Annotated in this window: 16 protein-coding genes and 1 pseudogene; 14 read left to right on the forward strand and 3 right to left on the reverse strand. The window is 42.6% G+C overall.

Annotation, left to right across the window (positions count from 1 at the left end; translation table 11 throughout):
- Positions 1-15 precede the first annotated feature (15 nt).
- Positions 16-909, forward strand: a complete 894-nt coding sequence (locus J2Z65_RS22510) for a TetR/AcrR family transcriptional regulator (RefSeq protein ID WP_167058583.1) — start codon at positions 16-18, stop codon at positions 907-909.
- A gap of 34 nt (positions 910-943) precedes the next feature.
- On the opposite strand, the gene J2Z65_RS22515 is transcribed toward J2Z65_RS22510, so the two are convergent.
- Positions 944-1,303: a winged helix-turn-helix transcriptional regulator gene (locus J2Z65_RS22515; protein ID WP_167058585.1), complete on the reverse strand. Its 360-nt coding sequence runs from the start codon at positions 1,301-1,303 to the stop codon at positions 944-946.
- A 134-nt stretch (positions 1,304-1,437) separates the two neighbouring features.
- Between J2Z65_RS22515 and J2Z65_RS22520 the strand changes: the two genes are divergently transcribed.
- Both J2Z65_RS22520 and J2Z65_RS36155 read left to right on the forward strand, forming a co-directional pair.
- Positions 1,438-2,073: an FMN-dependent NADH-azoreductase gene (locus J2Z65_RS22520; protein ID WP_167058587.1), complete on the forward strand. Its 636-nt coding sequence runs from the start codon at positions 1,438-1,440 to the stop codon at positions 2,071-2,073.
- A 788-nt stretch (positions 2,074-2,861) separates the two neighbouring features.
- Positions 2,862-3,167 (forward strand): leucine-rich repeat domain-containing protein, encoded by a 306-nt coding sequence (locus tag J2Z65_RS36155; protein ID WP_167058589.1) that lies wholly within the window; start codon positions 2,862-2,864, stop codon positions 3,165-3,167.
- 88 nt (positions 3,168-3,255) lie between these two features.
- Here the strand turns inward: J2Z65_RS36155 and J2Z65_RS22530 are convergent, their stop codons facing one another.
- Complete coding sequence (locus tag J2Z65_RS22530) at positions 3,256-3,450, reverse strand: YgaP family membrane protein (protein ID WP_167058591.1); 195 nt, start codon at positions 3,448-3,450, stop codon at positions 3,256-3,258.
- Between the two features lie 439 nt (positions 3,451-3,889).
- Between J2Z65_RS22530 and J2Z65_RS36160 the strand changes: the two genes are divergently transcribed.
- The 9 genes from J2Z65_RS36160 to J2Z65_RS22575 all read left to right on the forward strand — a co-directional run bounded on the left by J2Z65_RS36160 (position 3,890) and on the right by J2Z65_RS22575 (position 10,665).
- Positions 3,890-4,036 carry a DUF302 domain-containing protein gene (locus J2Z65_RS36160; protein ID WP_420850816.1) on the forward strand — a complete coding sequence of 49 codons (147 nt, stop codon included), beginning with the start codon at positions 3,890-3,892 and terminating at the stop codon, positions 4,034-4,036.
- Positions 4,037-4,285: 249 nt separating this feature from the next.
- Entirely contained in the window at positions 4,286-4,990 is a 705-nt protein-coding gene (locus J2Z65_RS22540; protein WP_167058593.1) for a VIT1/CCC1 transporter family protein, read from the forward strand.
- Between the two features lie 360 nt (positions 4,991-5,350).
- Positions 5,351-6,037 (forward strand): response regulator transcription factor, encoded by a 687-nt coding sequence (locus J2Z65_RS22545; protein ID WP_167058595.1) that lies wholly within the window; start codon positions 5,351-5,353, stop codon positions 6,035-6,037.
- Positions 6,027-7,298, forward strand: coding sequence for a sensor histidine kinase (locus tag J2Z65_RS22550; protein ID WP_167058598.1), 1,272 nt, complete (start codon positions 6,027-6,029; stop codon positions 7,296-7,298). Before J2Z65_RS22545 ends, J2Z65_RS22550 begins: the two co-directional genes overlap by 11 nt.
- An 80-nt stretch (positions 7,299-7,378) precedes the next feature.
- Positions 7,379-7,804, forward strand: coding sequence for an FMN-binding protein (locus J2Z65_RS22555; protein WP_167058600.1), 426 nt, complete (start codon positions 7,379-7,381; stop codon positions 7,802-7,804).
- A gap of 8 nt (positions 7,805-7,812) precedes the next feature.
- Positions 7,813-8,700, forward strand: coding sequence for an FAD:protein FMN transferase (locus tag J2Z65_RS22560; RefSeq protein ID WP_240159706.1), 888 nt, complete (start codon positions 7,813-7,815; stop codon positions 8,698-8,700).
- A 6-nt stretch (positions 8,701-8,706) separates the two neighbouring features.
- On the forward strand, positions 8,707-9,507 hold the full coding sequence (locus J2Z65_RS22565) for an RnfABCDGE type electron transport complex subunit D (protein WP_193580926.1): 801 nt from the start codon (positions 8,707-8,709) through the stop codon (positions 9,505-9,507).
- Between the two features lie 74 nt (positions 9,508-9,581).
- Entirely contained in the window at positions 9,582-10,136 is a 555-nt protein-coding gene (locus J2Z65_RS22570; RefSeq protein WP_167058604.1) for a hypothetical protein, read from the forward strand.
- Between the two features lie 154 nt (positions 10,137-10,290).
- Positions 10,291-10,665 carry a DUF2512 family protein gene (locus J2Z65_RS22575; protein ID WP_167058608.1) on the forward strand — a complete coding sequence of 125 codons (375 nt, stop codon included), beginning with the start codon at positions 10,291-10,293 and terminating at the stop codon, positions 10,663-10,665.
- A 76-nt stretch (positions 10,666-10,741) separates the two neighbouring features.
- Here the strand turns inward: J2Z65_RS22575 and J2Z65_RS22580 are convergent.
- A pseudogene (locus J2Z65_RS22580) lies at positions 10,742-11,035 on the reverse strand (IS3 family transposase); the annotation flags it as partial.
- A 423-nt stretch (positions 11,036-11,458) separates the two neighbouring features.
- Here J2Z65_RS22580 and J2Z65_RS22585 point away from each other — a divergent pair.
- A complete protein-coding gene (locus J2Z65_RS22585; protein ID WP_167058611.1) occupies positions 11,459-12,829 on the forward strand; it encodes a UTP--glucose-1-phosphate uridylyltransferase in 1,371 nt (456 codons plus the stop codon).
- Between the two features lie 607 nt (positions 12,830-13,436).
- Complete coding sequence (locus J2Z65_RS22590; protein ID WP_167058614.1) at positions 13,437-14,159, forward strand: reverse transcriptase domain-containing protein; 723 nt, start codon at positions 13,437-13,439, stop codon at positions 14,157-14,159.
- Positions 14,160-14,204: the final 45 nt, after the last annotated feature.

The following is a 14,204-nucleotide window of genomic DNA, read 5'->3' on the forward strand; positions in this document are numbered from 1 at the left end:
TGGGGGATTTTGTTTATGAGTGTGACAAGGGAAGAGGTTTTAAAATCGGCGACGAAGCTTTTTAAGGAACAGGGGTTTCTTTCGACGACGATACAGGATATTGCCGAGGATTGCGGTATTGCCAAAGGATCCGTCTATAAATATTTTCCTTCCAAGGAAGACCTCTTCAGCGAGGTGTTTGATCAATGCCATAACGCCTATTTCGATCAAGTCGATGAGCTGACGCGCTTTCCCGGACTCTCGCCAGAAGAGCAGTTTCTGCAGCAGATCATTCTTCGATTCCGTTATTTTATGGAGTACAAGCATATTCTGGTCGAATTTACGGAGCTACCCATCCAACAGGATCCCAAGTTCCAACCGCTTAGACACAAGGTTAGGGGGCGGCTCATCCGATGGCATAGAGAGTGCTTGATACAGGTTTATGGCGAAGAAATCCATCCGTTCCTGTGGGATTTGGTTTCCATCTATCGTGCGATTCTGAAGGAGTATTTATTTTGGATCGTTTATGAAGAAAAGTCTTTATCGCTTGAGGAAACGGCAAAGTTCATTTTGGACAAGCTCAATGTGCTCGTTAAGCATATGATGGCCTCCAACCTGAAGCCTCTGCTGAAACAAGCTTCGTTCGAGAGGTATTTAAGCTGGGGGCTCGAGGACCGCCAAGGGGAGAGAGAGCAGTTCCTTACCGAGCTGTTCTGGGAGATGGATTCGGCCCTTAATGTTCTTCCATCCGGCGCCGAACATCGTTCGGAGCTGAAAGAGGTTTACCATTTTATCCAGAACGAGGTTCGTAAGGCGGAACCGAATTTCCCGTTGCTGCAAGCTTCGCTCTACTTTTTGGAAAGAGAGAAAGAGCTTAAAAGTCAGGTCATCCAGTTAAGGAATATTATTTATTCAGGTAGGGGCATTTAGAGCGGTATGAAACGGACTAGCGTAATTTCAAACGCTAGTCCGTTTCTGTTTGCTCATTATTCTCCTTGCCGAGCTGCTTTCGCTCGACATGGGCCGATCCCCATTGATGTAAGGCTTCCAGAATCGGAGACAGGCTCATGCCGTATTCCGTGATGGAGTATTCCACTTTCGGCGGGATCTGCGGATAAATGACTCGTTTAACGAGCTCTTCTTCCTCCAATTCGCGCAGATGGAGCGTAAGCATCCTTTGCGTGATAGCGGGCAGCAATCTTCTTAGCTCATTGAACCGCAGAGGTTTGCCTTGAAGCAAATGATAAAGGATAATCGGCTTCCATTTGCCGACGATCGAATCCAGCGCCGTAACGAATTGACATTGGGCAGGGTTCTTTTGCATACGTTGACCTCCATTACAGTACCTTTTTTAATACTATACCACATTATTGTGCCTACTTTAAATAAGTAAGTACATAGTATATGATCAATCTAGAAAGTGTACTTAATTTGATTACAGAAAGGAAGTTTTGATTTATGGCAACTGTATTGTACATCACCGCACATCCCCTTGATCCTGAGGAATCTTTTAGCCTCGCGGTAGGTAAAGAATTTATTGAGGCGTACCGTGAAGCTAATCCAACAGATGAGGTTGTTCGTTTGGATCTGTACAAAGAGAATATTCCGCAATTCGATGCAGATGTTTTGCGTGGTTGGGAAAAGCTTCGGTCGGGTTCGTCTTTTGATCAACTGTCCGAAGCCGAGCAATCAAAAGTAGCTCGTCTTGACGCGATTGTCGATCAATACGTGGCAGCTGATAAGTACGTGTATGTTTCCCCCATGTGGAATTTCTCGATCCCGCCGGTTTTGAAAGCATATACGGATGCGACTTCAATTCCGGGCAAGACATTCAAATATACCAAGGATGGTCCTGTAGGTCTGTTGTCCAGCAAGAAAGCCTTGCACATTCAAGCTAGCGGTTCCGTTTATTCGGAAGGTCCTCTTGCTGAAGTTGAAATGGGATACAGCTATCTGAAAAAGATTTTGCAGTTCTATGGGATTCAATCTATGGAGGCCATTTTTGTTGAGGGAACGGCATCATCAGAGCGAGCTCCAGCCGCCATTAAAGAAGAGGCAATTGCGCATGCTAAGGAAGTTGCCAAAAGTTTCTAATAAGGGGTTTGGCAACATTCTTGGACTCCCAAAAGTGAAGTAATGCTTCAAAGCTGTTTCTGATACTTTTTGGGGAGCCCCGTTATCCGGGAAATCAAGTCGCATATGTCCTTGACGCTTCTTTGGTCAGGATTATTTCCAGCGTTTACTGTGATTTCGGTAATAATAGAGTGAAGTAAGTCTTTTTGTTTCACAGGTTCCTTTGAGAAGCCTGTTAAGACTTGCTGAATCTGCTCAAAAGTAATTTCTTTAATAGTTGGTCTGTTGAATTCATACTCGAACATGATAAAAGAATAGAGGAAAACTAAAACCAGGTGGATTGCATGAATAACCAAATTGTTAAATGCAAAAATCTATACATTCTCCATATCGATAATAGTCTGACTAATGCAGCCGCCGAACTGCTAAACTCGAAAATACATTGGATTAATTGATTGAGGGGTCATGGTAGAAGGCAATTCGTTTATAAGAACAGTCGCAGAGTACCGGCAGTTATGCTGGTGTCCTGCGACTGTTTTTGGTTTATCTTATATTCTAATCAGGTGTGCATCTCAGCTTGAATGGGGAAACAATTTCTGAGCGGTCTCGATAAAAGTTTTAACCGCAATGGTACAGTCCTCTGCGGGACCGGAAGCAATGAGAATATCCCGGTATGCTGCGGGTGAGACGCGTTTTAGAATAATACCGGGAGGAAGGTCAATGATCTTTCACCACTAGCGGGACTAGTCAATCTGAGTACGTTGTCCATTAGTTTCAACAAGATCGCAGATCTAAAGCCGCTAGCAGGATTGGTTAAGCTTTGGAGACTCGATGCTGCGAATAATAACAGCAAAAATCTTGCTCCGTTATCTAAATTAACTAACTTACTTACTCTGGATTTATCATCTAACCAGATCTATGACTTGGAACCGTTGAAGAATTTTCAAAGGTTGGGTTACCTCTATTTGAACAACAATCGAGTGTGGGATTTAGAGCCAATCCAACAACTTAAATTTTTCCCGTATTATGATACGGGTGGACTCATTAACCGACCTGAGCTGCAAAATAACTATTTAGATTTAAGTATTCTCAGGTTGCCTTTGTTGATTATTTGATCTGTCATGAGAAAATAAAGTATTAGACTGCGGGCGGGCGTTAAGCTCAAATCTGAGTTTTCCTTTTGCCTACTATATACAATTTGTTTCAGGATTTACTATTAGCTATGCAATTCGATATCCCCAAAACAGCATTTAGTGGACAATAACGAGTCGTTCCTGTAACAATAGGTGCTATTCCAATTAAGCCCCACCATTTTTTATAGTATGCTCCAGCGAGAACAATTGCCGTTCCAATTGTAACTCTTATAACTTGCTCCGTTTTCCCAACGTTACATTGCATGATAACCCCTCCAAAGTATTGTTACGTTTATTGCACACATTGTATATATTGCCCTTTCCAAGTCAAGCAATGAATCAATTGAATTTGTAATTTCAGGGTTGACGTAAACGAAGACCAGTGACAATAACACCAATTTACCAATATGGGTATATGTATGCTTAATAAAGTAATCAGTTGGTATTGATTCTGAAGGATTGTGACTTGTTAACACATGTATTACACCTTACAGGCTCCAACTTACGTCCCTGTATCAAGGATACCTTGGGCATTTCGCCCATAGTGAAATATGGTGCTGAATTTAATTCTTCAATACCATTGCCTAAACCGAAATCCGATTATAAATCTATGGTTTTTAACTTAAAAGAAGAAAATTTCGGCATTCTGTGGCAGATGAACATGCAGGAAAAGTTAAAGGATTGATTTTAATCAAAGATATCATATCCTAGAAGTTTGTAACCCATTTGAAGCAAAGCGCCTACTCGAAGAAAACTCCATTGTTGGGTATTGTTTACCCTGTACGATAGCCGTTTATTATGATGACGAAGGAAACACTAAAAAATTGGTCTTCCAAAACCTATGGCATTAATTGGGATGATGCGTAGTGATGAAACTTCCAATACGCATACCTGTATTTGTAAGAAGGGTTCTAGAAATATCTAATCGTTTAACATTCTCACATAATATTCAACTGTATGCAAATACTTAATGTACGACCATATAAATCAATCACTCAAACACGGTGTATTTGATTTATGATTAACCGTATCTATGAAAATTATGTTATCAATATGTTTATATTCATCCATTTCCGAATAATGTAAGGAGTATTGCAACTGTGGAAAATACAGCATATAAACAGCACAAGGAACAACATTTTGCGGCTCCTGATTTCATTCGTGATATTGTGATTGGCATGTCCGATGGGCTAACCGTTCCTTTTGCGTTAGCTGCAGGATTGTCTGGATCTGTCTTGGGAACGAATGTTGTTGTCATAGCTGGTCTTGCTGAAATTGCTGCAGGTTCAATTGCGATGGGGCTTGGCGGATACTTGGCCGCACGAACGGATCAAGAACACTATGCAAACGAGCTGGAAAGGGAACGCAGAGAAATCATCGAGGTCCCAGACAAGGAAAAAGAAGAGGTAGCCGACGCTCTAAAAAAGTGGGGACTACGAGACTCAGAAGTCCAATCAGCTGTCGAGGCGATTAGCAAAGATCCGGATAAGTGGGTTGATTTCATGATGAAACATGAACTTGGACTAGAAGTACCTGAACCCAAAAGGGCAAGAAATAGCTCATTAACCATTGGTTTATCATACATCATTGGTGGACTTGTCCCATTGTCCCCTTACTTGTTCATCCATACCGCATATTCTGCGTTATTTGTATCCGTTATAGCTACACTAATTGCATTGTACATTTTTGGCTATATCAAGGGGAGATTTACGGGTTCCAAACCATTTAAAAGTGCTTGGCAAACGACATTGGTCGGTGGAGTGGCAGCGGGAATTGCTTTTCTTGTCGCCAAATTAATTTCTTAATTTAAGGAAAATGCCTTCTTTATATACCCATACGGGTATGTGTATTAATCAAAAGGAGGATGACTAATGGCACTAGTACATGCCACAGATTAACCTACACTTATGGAGCTAATTCTTTCTGCAAACTTACCCTGAGCTTAATAGGTGAGATGCAAAAAATCAACTTTAGAAATGGTAATTTTTTGCCGTGTTTTGGATAGACGCGGCACCGTCTTTTTTGCGTTTGAAAATTGGGGTGCCAATTTAACCTTGTTGTTCTAATTGGATACTATACCTATATTTAATAACTGCCGCCTTATAGGCGGTTATTTTTCTGTTAAAATAATACTATGAACTGAACGTTAAATGAGGTGATTTGTAATGAAATTATTGATCGTAGAAGATGACCTTGCTTTACTTAAAGCGATCATGGACATATTCGAAAATGAGACTTTTGACACTACTGGTGTTTCCACGGGTGATGAAGCGTACTTCCTAGCGGAACAAGGAAATTACGATCTTATTATCCTTGATGTTATGTTACCCGGTATGAGCGGTCTTGATATCGTAAAGCAGTTACGGAAGCAACAAGTGTTAACACCGGTGATTATGTTAACTGCAAAAGACAGTGTCGAGGATTGCGTCAGAGGCTTGGATGCAGGCGCTGATGATTATGTAACCAAGCCATTTACGACTTCCATTTTACTTGCTAGAGCAAGAGCTGCATTAAGACGTAAAGGAAGCGTTGATCTGGATGGAAATTTGACATGTGGGCAAATCGTGCTCGTTACTAATCAAAGAGACGCTTTCGTTGATGAGCAGCCTTTGAAACTGACGCCTAAGGAGTATGAACTATTTGAATTTTTCCTCCGCAATAAGGATCAGATTTTACCTAGGGATCAGATTTTTGAACGGATATGGGGGTACGATTCAGATTCTGCTTCATCCGCAGTTGATGTCTATGTTCACCATTTGCGTAAGAAGCTTGCACCTTACGGAGGAGACCTCATCTTAAAGACCATTCGCGGCGTGGGGTATTTATTGAAGGGAGATTCCCATGTTCAGTAAAACACGTCGGCAATTAGTGTTATTAAATTCTGCGGTGCTGATCTTTTTTTTATTCATTTTCGGATTCATCCTGTATGCGCATATGGATTACCGGTTGCTCCGACAAGCCGATGAGGCAATCAATAATACGGCGAGATCCATGCAGCTGAGTTCCATCGATCAAATGCTCCAGGCCGATCATCCTGAGCCTGATGCGGACCGAACAACTTCATACTTGTTCTGGGACGAGCAAGGTCATCTCCTCAATCAATATCCGAAGCATATGTTCTCTTTGGAAGATGCAGGAGAATTTAAAAACAGTACCCATAACGGTTCCTTACAGTATGTCTCGGCGGGGGGGCGCGAATACAGGTTGCTGGGATTTAACAATCCCATGAAAGAAGTGGTTGATTCAAAAGCTGTCCCACATGTCTCATATGTAGTCGTCGTAAGAAGCTTAGAAGATGCCCATAAAATGCTTCAAACCCTCCGTACGGATCTTATTATCGGCTGTTCCGCAGGAGTGCTTTTCTCTATACTGGCTGGGTTCTATTTAGCAGGCCGATCGCTAATACCGATTCGCAGATCATGGGACAAGCAGCAGCAATTTGTTGCGGATGCCTCTCATGAGCTGCGTACGCCAATTGCCGTGATTCAAACCCGGTCTGAGCTTTTGTTTAGGCATCCGCAACGTTCTGTTGAAGAGGAAAGCGAAAACATCGCCCTTATTCTAAAGGAGAGCAAACGAATGGGGCGGCTCATCGACGATCTGCTGACGTTGGCCAGAACGGACTCCAACCAGCTTCAAATTCATACAGCGACGGTACCCGTGCATCAGCTTCTTCAAGAGATCACAGAGCAATTTGCGCTATTGGCAGAAACGAAGTTCATCCATATTCATTCTCAAATTGAACCATCCGTGCTATGGGGCGACGAAAATCGTCTCCGACAATTGTTTATCATTTTATTGGATAATGCTCTAAAATTTACACCGCCTGAAGGTTCCATTGAAGTCAGGTGTCATAACCTATCGCATTCCATTCGGATTGTTGTCAAAGATAGCGGATGCGGAATCAACGAGGCTGATCTGCCACGAATTTTTGAACGATTTTATAGAGGAGATAAGAGCCGCAGTCGTTCAGACGGCGGAATAGGTCTTGGGCTTTCGATTGCTGAATGGATTGTGCTGGCCCATAAAGGGACGATTCGTGTTCAATCTCAATTGTCCATTGGAACCGAATTTATTATCATTTTTCCCAAAAAGACAATAAACCACATGTAAATTCATGCACTTTAAGAAAATTTAAATGTTCGCCTCCTATAATCAACATATAGATGATGCCTGACATTGGAGGATTTTACATGGCAAAAATGGATAAGAAATGGGTCGTTTTATGTTCAACAGCCATTGGGGCGATCTACGCTGCCGGATATTTTTCAACCGAAACGCATGCGGCTTTGCAGAAACCGGTCTCATACAATCAAGCTAGCGTGGAGACAGGCAGCAGCCAAATCAAAAGCAAATATAAAAATGGGACTTTCTATGGAACAGGATCTAATCGCCGCGGCTCGATTCAGGTTGGTGTAACTATGAATAACGATAAGATTACCGATGTGGAAATCAGTGATTTTGCTATGCATTATTCAGAAAATGATGTTATTGATCTACCGCAAGAGGTAACACAAATCCAAAGTGCACAAGTAAAGAATGTGTCAGGGGCAACATATAGTACACAAGCTTTTAAAGATGCCGTGCAAAATGCGATTGCACAAGCGCTAAACACTTAGTGGTGATCATGATGAAGAAAACGAAATTATTTATGGATACCGTTGTAGACATACAAGTCGTTGTTGCTGACCATTCAAGAGATAAGGCCGCAGCTGCTGTCGATCGAGCTTTTGAAGTATTTCGAAAAGTCGAGCAAGCCTGCAGCCGCTTTAGCCGGGACAGCGAAGTCATGAAGGCAACGCGACAGCTTCAAACTGCTGTCAAGATTAGTCCATTTATATTTGAGCCATTAAGATTTGCTTTAGAGGTAGCCGAAGTGACGAATGGCATGTTTGATCCAACGGTGGGAAAAGCGATGGAGGATTACGGATTCAATCAACATTATTTAACTGGGGAGACTATCCAAAGTTCTGCATCGGATTCAGCTACTTATCAAGATATTTTGTTAGATGAAGAGCATCGTACATTGTATGTAAATAAACCGTTAGTTATTGACTTAGGAGCCGTTGCTAAAGGATTTGCAATTGATTTAGCTGCGCATGAATTAAAAAATTTCGAAGGGTTTATCGTGAATGCAGGTGGGGACCTTTTTGCCGGCGGATTGGACAAGCAGGGGAGGAAATGGAAAATCGGAATTCAACATCCGATACACAAAGATCAGGTTATACAAATGATAGAAGTTTCGAATGAGGCTGTTTGTACCTCTGGAAGCTATGAGCGTAAAAGTCCGTTAAAAACTGGCATCCATCACCTCATGAACCCATGCGGCAAGCATTCCCCTAATGAATGGATCAGCTGCAGCGTTATTGCCCCATACGCCCTAATGGCGGACGCTTTCTCCACAGCAGCATTTGTATTGGAGAAAGACCGGGGAAAAGCGTTGCTAGAAGAAGTGAATCTCAAGGGAATCTTGATTGATCAAGATTTGCAAATAAATCGAATAGGGGGAATCTAAGTGTCCATGACCCAATGGCTCCGAACTCCGAAGGGATATGTCATGATCTCCATGATTGCCTTTCTGCTAATAGCCGCCGTTTATTCGCTGGACCTCAGAGGAGTCCTAAATAGTTTCATTGCGGTTGGTGTTTCCGTAACTGCAGATTTCATATGCGCTTCTTTGGCTAAAAAGAAAAGAGCTTTTCCTGATGGCGCGATAATTTCAGGGTTGATCATTGCTTTGATTTTGAGCACAAGAACTTCGTGGTATGTCGTTGCAGCAACTGCCCTTATTGCAATCTCATCTAAATATTTGCTTGTCTATAAGAAAAAACCGATTTTTAATCCAGCCGCTTTCGGATTGCTGGCGTCGATCCTTTTGTTTCGAACGGGACAAAGCTGGTGGGGGGCGTTTGGCGATCTCCCTGCGTGGACAAACGTAATTTTGTTGATCGGCGGATACATGATAACAAACCGTGTGAATAAATTCCCTATAGTTTTTTCATATCTTGGAACCTATTTTATGCTTCTATTGATTATGGGATTTTTTAATATTGGTGATTCTAGTGATGCCCTACGATCACCTTTTATTAATGCTACGCTTTTCTTTGCATTCTTCATGCTTACAGATCCGCCAACAACACCCGCCAAAGATAAAGATCAATTCATTTTCGGTATCTTAAGCGCGGTAATTGGAGCAGTTGTTTATGGAATTTTTGGCGGTTTGATGTATTTATTTGTAGGATTGCTTGTTGGAAATCTGTATCAATATACGTTAAAACGCTTAACAGTTTCTTCTTCAAAAACAGCCGGTATCCGTAGTTAGAAAATCTATTTTTGAGAAAATAAAGCCCAGAGGTCTGAGGAATTATTCTTATCAAAAAACGGAGGCAAGATATAGTGAATACACTCGAAAAGGAAGCTGGTAGGTTAAGACAAGAATGGATACCTAAAAAGGAGCGAATCGGGGTGAGCGTGGCGTTTGTTATAGCTGTTCTGCTCGTGATTTGGCAGCTTGAGGGGTTATTACAGCTTTCTTCAGAAACTCTGCACAGCAGACAGTTCGAACATACGTTTAAAGATTTTGGCTCGTATGCAAGAATCGCCTTATTTTTTGTACTGGCTTATTACGCCCTTCTTTTTGTTATGAGGCAGCGAATATGGGATGGTTTTGGTCATGTGAAAAAAGGGCTTGCAGTATTGCTGCGCTTCGCTCGCAGATGGCACACCCCATTGGCGATCATCGCGATTGCATTTATCGTTCTGCATGCAGTTGCTGTCTTTATGTATGGCTTTAAATTGGATTTTAATAATATAAGCGGCTTGCTTGCCTTGCTGGTTCTTCTACCTGTTCCCGTATCGGGATTATTACGATATCAGAGACTGGATCGGAAGTGGCATTTGCGGTCAGGTCTAGCATTTGCTGTTCTATTTTTAATTCATGCTTTCTTATAAACTAATTTCTCTAAGCCAATGTGTTTTCCTTGATATGGAAAAATACATTGGCTTATTTATGTATCTGTTCATCTAATTTCCAATTAATATTTCGGACACAAAAGGGCAATAGTAAGAAACAGGAGTACATTCTTGGAGAAAGAAGGCAAAGAAAATGCTGCGAATGCTTGGGAAACTGTTTTTGAAGTTACTGTTAAATGGAGTTTTTATAATTCCTCTATTGATGTATTTGACGCAAGCCACACTTATAGAGGCGTTCTTTGCCACTTATACTCTTTCTCTTTTGTCTTATATTGCAATAGATCAATTGTTTTTAAGAGTCACGAACAATGGGGTCGCTACCTTAGCAGATGTAGGAATGGCCTTTGTTTTCTTTTGGCTGGTCGAGAAATTTTTCTTCCAATGGTCCATAAACTTTACAAATGTGGCGATAGTTGCATTGGTTTTTGGAGTCATAGAGTTTTTTATGCATAATTATTTTCAGAAGGACAGGGGCAGACTTGATCGACATAGTTTTAGTGATAACTAACTTTATTATCTAGGTCCTCTTATTTACAATTTTCAAGAATTACTAAACAATTTCCCCTTAAAGTTAGACAAATATTTTATGCAACCTGTTGGGCATGAGCTCGGTACTGTACGGGCTCATGCCTTTTAATTTTGACTTGATACGCTTGTGAATTGTAGTAATCCATGTATCGTGCCAGTTCTTGCTTGAAGTGATCTACACTTTCAAACTCATTCAGATAAAGAAATTCCGATTTCATAATGCCAAAGAAGTTCTCCATTACCGCGTTATCGTAGCAATTTCCTTTACGTGACATGCTCTGGGTAATTCCTTGTTCCTTCAAAGCATGTTGATAAGGCTTCATCTGGTAGTGCCAGCCTTGATCCGAATGTGTAAGCTGTATAGCTCTTTTCAAAAGCTGTTATCCCGTGATATTCGTATTTTGACTCCTTCAGTGCCATTCTGATACCTATGAATGGCCTTCAATTTCACATCTAAACTGAATTAAGCAAAAAACTGCACCTCCATTGTTAGTCGTTGTCTAACAAATGGGGGGCAGTTCAAATGATCGGCTGCTTTTTCGTTAAACTAAAGAGCAAAATAGTTCCAAAAAAAGGAAAATGTATTAAGGAGGATAGCTGGATATTATTAACTGATGAAGAAAGAGGGCAAACGGGAGAATGATAGCACGGCGTTGGAACCGATCTATCGCTTGTTTTAGTTTATTATGGCCTATGACTTCGAGTTAATTTATGATAGTCTTCCTGTGATAAAATCAAGTAATATAACGAACGATCTACATAGGAGGTTTATAGTGGATAACCGATATGACGAACTCTATAAAAAGGCGCAAGCCTACGGCCAGGAGCATTTACTTATGCATTACCCGTCGCTTTCCAAAGATTCAAAGAATATGCTGCTGGATAAAATGGAACAGCTGGATTTTGCCACGCTTGGCGAGCTATTCCATAGTACGAAACTTCCATCGGCAAGCACCGACTTTATCTCGCCGATGGAAGTTTACGATTCGGAGGATTACAGCGAGGAGGTGCGAAAGAAAATTACCGAGAATGGCTGGGAACGGCTTCGTCAAGGCAAGGTCGCGGCACTTGTCGTTGCCGGAGGGCACGGAAGCCGCCTAGAGCACGAGGGACCGAAGGGGACCTATAACATCGGACTGCCGTCAGGAAAGTCGCTGTTCCAGCTACAGGCAGAGCGCTTGCTCAACTTGTCCCGAAAAGCAGGTAGGTTCATCCCCTGGTACATTATGACCAGCCCTGAGAATCATCAGGATACTGTGCGATACTTCCAGGAATCAGAGTATTTCGGCTATGCCATGGACGACATTTTCTTCTTCCGGCAAAATGTCCTACCATCACTCGATTCCGATGGACACATCCTGCTTTCCGCCAAGGATGAAATCGCGCTTACTCCCAGCGGGAACGGCGACTGTTTTGCCTCCATGAAGCGTTCGGGAGCCTTGGACGACCTGAACCGTCGGGGAGTGGAGTGGCTGTTCTACTATAATGTCGATAATGCCTTGATACGAGTCGCCGATCCGTTTTTTATAGGCGCGGCTGTGCATCATAACTATCCGATTGCCACCAAAGTCGCAGAAAAATCTTACCCCGAGGAGAAAGTAGGCATTCTTTGCATGAAGGACGGCAGACCGGCAGTCATGGAATACATGGACGTGCCTAGTGAGCTATTGTACGAAACAGATAGTTCGGGCAACTTGACCTATGGACTGGCCAACCTTTCGATTCATTTGTTTCGAACTGATTTTATTGAACAGTATGCGGATACGAATATTCCTTATCATGCCGCCAATAAAGCGGTCAAATACATAGATGATCAGGGACATCTGATCCATCCGGCGTCGCCAAACGCTTTTAAATTTGAAAAATTTATTTTTGATTTCTTCCCACTCGTTGAAAGCATGATGGTTTTGAAAATACGAAGAGAGGAGGAGTTCGCCCCTGTCAAGAATAAGGAGGGCAAGGACAGCCCGGCGACAGCTCGCTCACTTATGCAGGATCTATATAAGAAGTGGCTCATTAATGCAGGTGTAGATCGCTCCGCGCTGGAAGGACGGGATATTGAAATATCCCCATTGGTTTCTTATGCGGGGGAGGGACTGACCCCGGAAGTTTTGAAAACTCTTTATGACGAACAGTGTAACTGATTGAATTAAAGACTAAAACATAGTTCAAGCACGACATTAAGGCAGCTGATTGCGCTCAGCTGCCTTTTTCATTGAAGGCGTGCCCAGAGGCACGCATTATCTAGTTGGTGAAAGTCCAACCAAGGGAGGGGCCAAGCCACCTTTGTATCTGGGATGCTTACGTATGGCGAAATCTGTGCGTAAAAGCGCATCGACAAAAGTACTTGTCAGAGACAGGGCGAGCAACCTACCAGGCCGTAACATGAAGTGAATCCTGCCGCATCGTCAAAAAGGCCTCGCAAGGGGGACAAGAGGAAGCCGAGTCTCGCTTCAATAGACGAAGGCCATGGAAGCTGTAGAGAACTTGGAACAACAGCGAAGAATCCTCCGGTGTAAGGGGATCGGCATGGTATGAAAGATAATGCAGTGAACTGGGGAGACCCTCCCCTGCACGGATTTTTTTTTTTAGAAACCGTAAAGAGACGCTCTATAAGCTCGAAAAGTGAAGTGAGCCGTCTGCAGGAAGGGAGTCCGAGGGGCTCATAGTACCGAAGAGCCGAAGGACAACATAACCTTCGGGAGGGAAGGGGCCCTGCTTTGTTTATGCTTTTTAAGGAGGTACGAGTGAGTGAATGCCGATCGGCTAACGACACCAAAAGAAAAAGTTCAACAACTCCAAGAAAAGCTAGGTCATGCAGCCAAGGAGAACAGTAAGCGTAAGTTCCACGCTTTGTATGATAAGGTTTACCGATGGGATGTTCTATGCGAAGCATGGAAAAGAGTGCGTGCTAACAAAGGCGCGGCTGGTATTGATGCCATTACACTAGCAGACGTCGAGAAACAAGGAGAGATTTCTTTCATAAGGGAATGTCAACGTGAACTGCAAGAAGGCACATACCACCCCGATCCAGTGAGACGTCACTACATTCCTAAAAAGGATGGTAAGCAAAGGCCGCTCGGAATTCCGACGGTTCGAGATCGAGTCGTACAAATGGCAACAAAACTAATGATTGAACCCATCTTTGAAGCGGATTTTCATGAAACATCCTTCGGATTCCGTCCGAAACGTGGTGCTAAAGGAGCGCTAGACCGTATCCGTAAAGCCTGCAACCGCAAAGGGAATTGGGTAGTTGACGTTGATATCCAAGGCTACTTCGACAACATTAACCAAGAAAAGCTCATGAAATTGATACAAATGCGCATCAATGACAGGCGAATCCTGAAGTTAATTAGGAAGTGGTTACAAGCGGGGGTTATGGAAGAAGGAACAGTAAGACGCTCAGATTTAGGAACTCCACAAGGGAGACCTCCGAAAAAGTGGTTCCATATTACTAATTTGTCGCTGATTTAGAGTAATTTAAGCCGTTTTAGGGCTGAATCGCTAAGGAAAAGCCTT

Source organism: Paenibacillus aceris (assembly GCF_017874035.1).
Classification (GTDB): Bacteria; Bacillota; Bacilli; order Paenibacillales; family NBRC-103111; genus Paenibacillus_E; species Paenibacillus_E aceris.

Bases quoted from the DNA above. Each gene is read 5' to 3' on its own strand.
- J2Z65_RS22510 (WP_167058583.1), top strand. From the start codon at position 16: ATGAGTGTGACAAGGGAAGAGGTTTTAAAATCGGCGACGAAGCTTTTT.
- J2Z65_RS22515 (WP_167058585.1), bottom strand. From the start codon at position 1,303: ATGCAAAAGAACCCTGCCCAATGTCAATTCGTTACGGCGCTGGATTCG.
- J2Z65_RS22520 (WP_167058587.1), top strand. From the start codon at position 1,438: ATGGCAACTGTATTGTACATCACCGCACATCCCCTTGATCCTGAGGAA.
- J2Z65_RS22530 (WP_167058591.1), bottom strand. From the start codon at position 3,450: ATGCAATGTAACGTTGGGAAAACGGAGCAAGTTATAAGAGTTACAATT.
- J2Z65_RS22545 (WP_167058595.1), top strand. From the start codon at position 5,351: ATGAAATTATTGATCGTAGAAGATGACCTTGCTTTACTTAAAGCGATC.
- J2Z65_RS22550 (WP_167058598.1), top strand. From the start codon at position 6,027: ATGTTCAGTAAAACACGTCGGCAATTAGTGTTATTAAATTCTGCGGTG.
- J2Z65_RS22555 (WP_167058600.1), top strand. From the start codon at position 7,379: ATGGCAAAAATGGATAAGAAATGGGTCGTTTTATGTTCAACAGCCATT.
- J2Z65_RS22560 (WP_240159706.1), top strand. From the start codon at position 7,813: ATGATGAAGAAAACGAAATTATTTATGGATACCGTTGTAGACATACAA.
- J2Z65_RS22565 (WP_193580926.1), top strand. From the start codon at position 8,707: ATGACCCAATGGCTCCGAACTCCGAAGGGATATGTCATGATCTCCATG.
- J2Z65_RS22575 (WP_167058608.1), top strand. From the start codon at position 10,291: ATGCTGCGAATGCTTGGGAAACTGTTTTTGAAGTTACTGTTAAATGGA.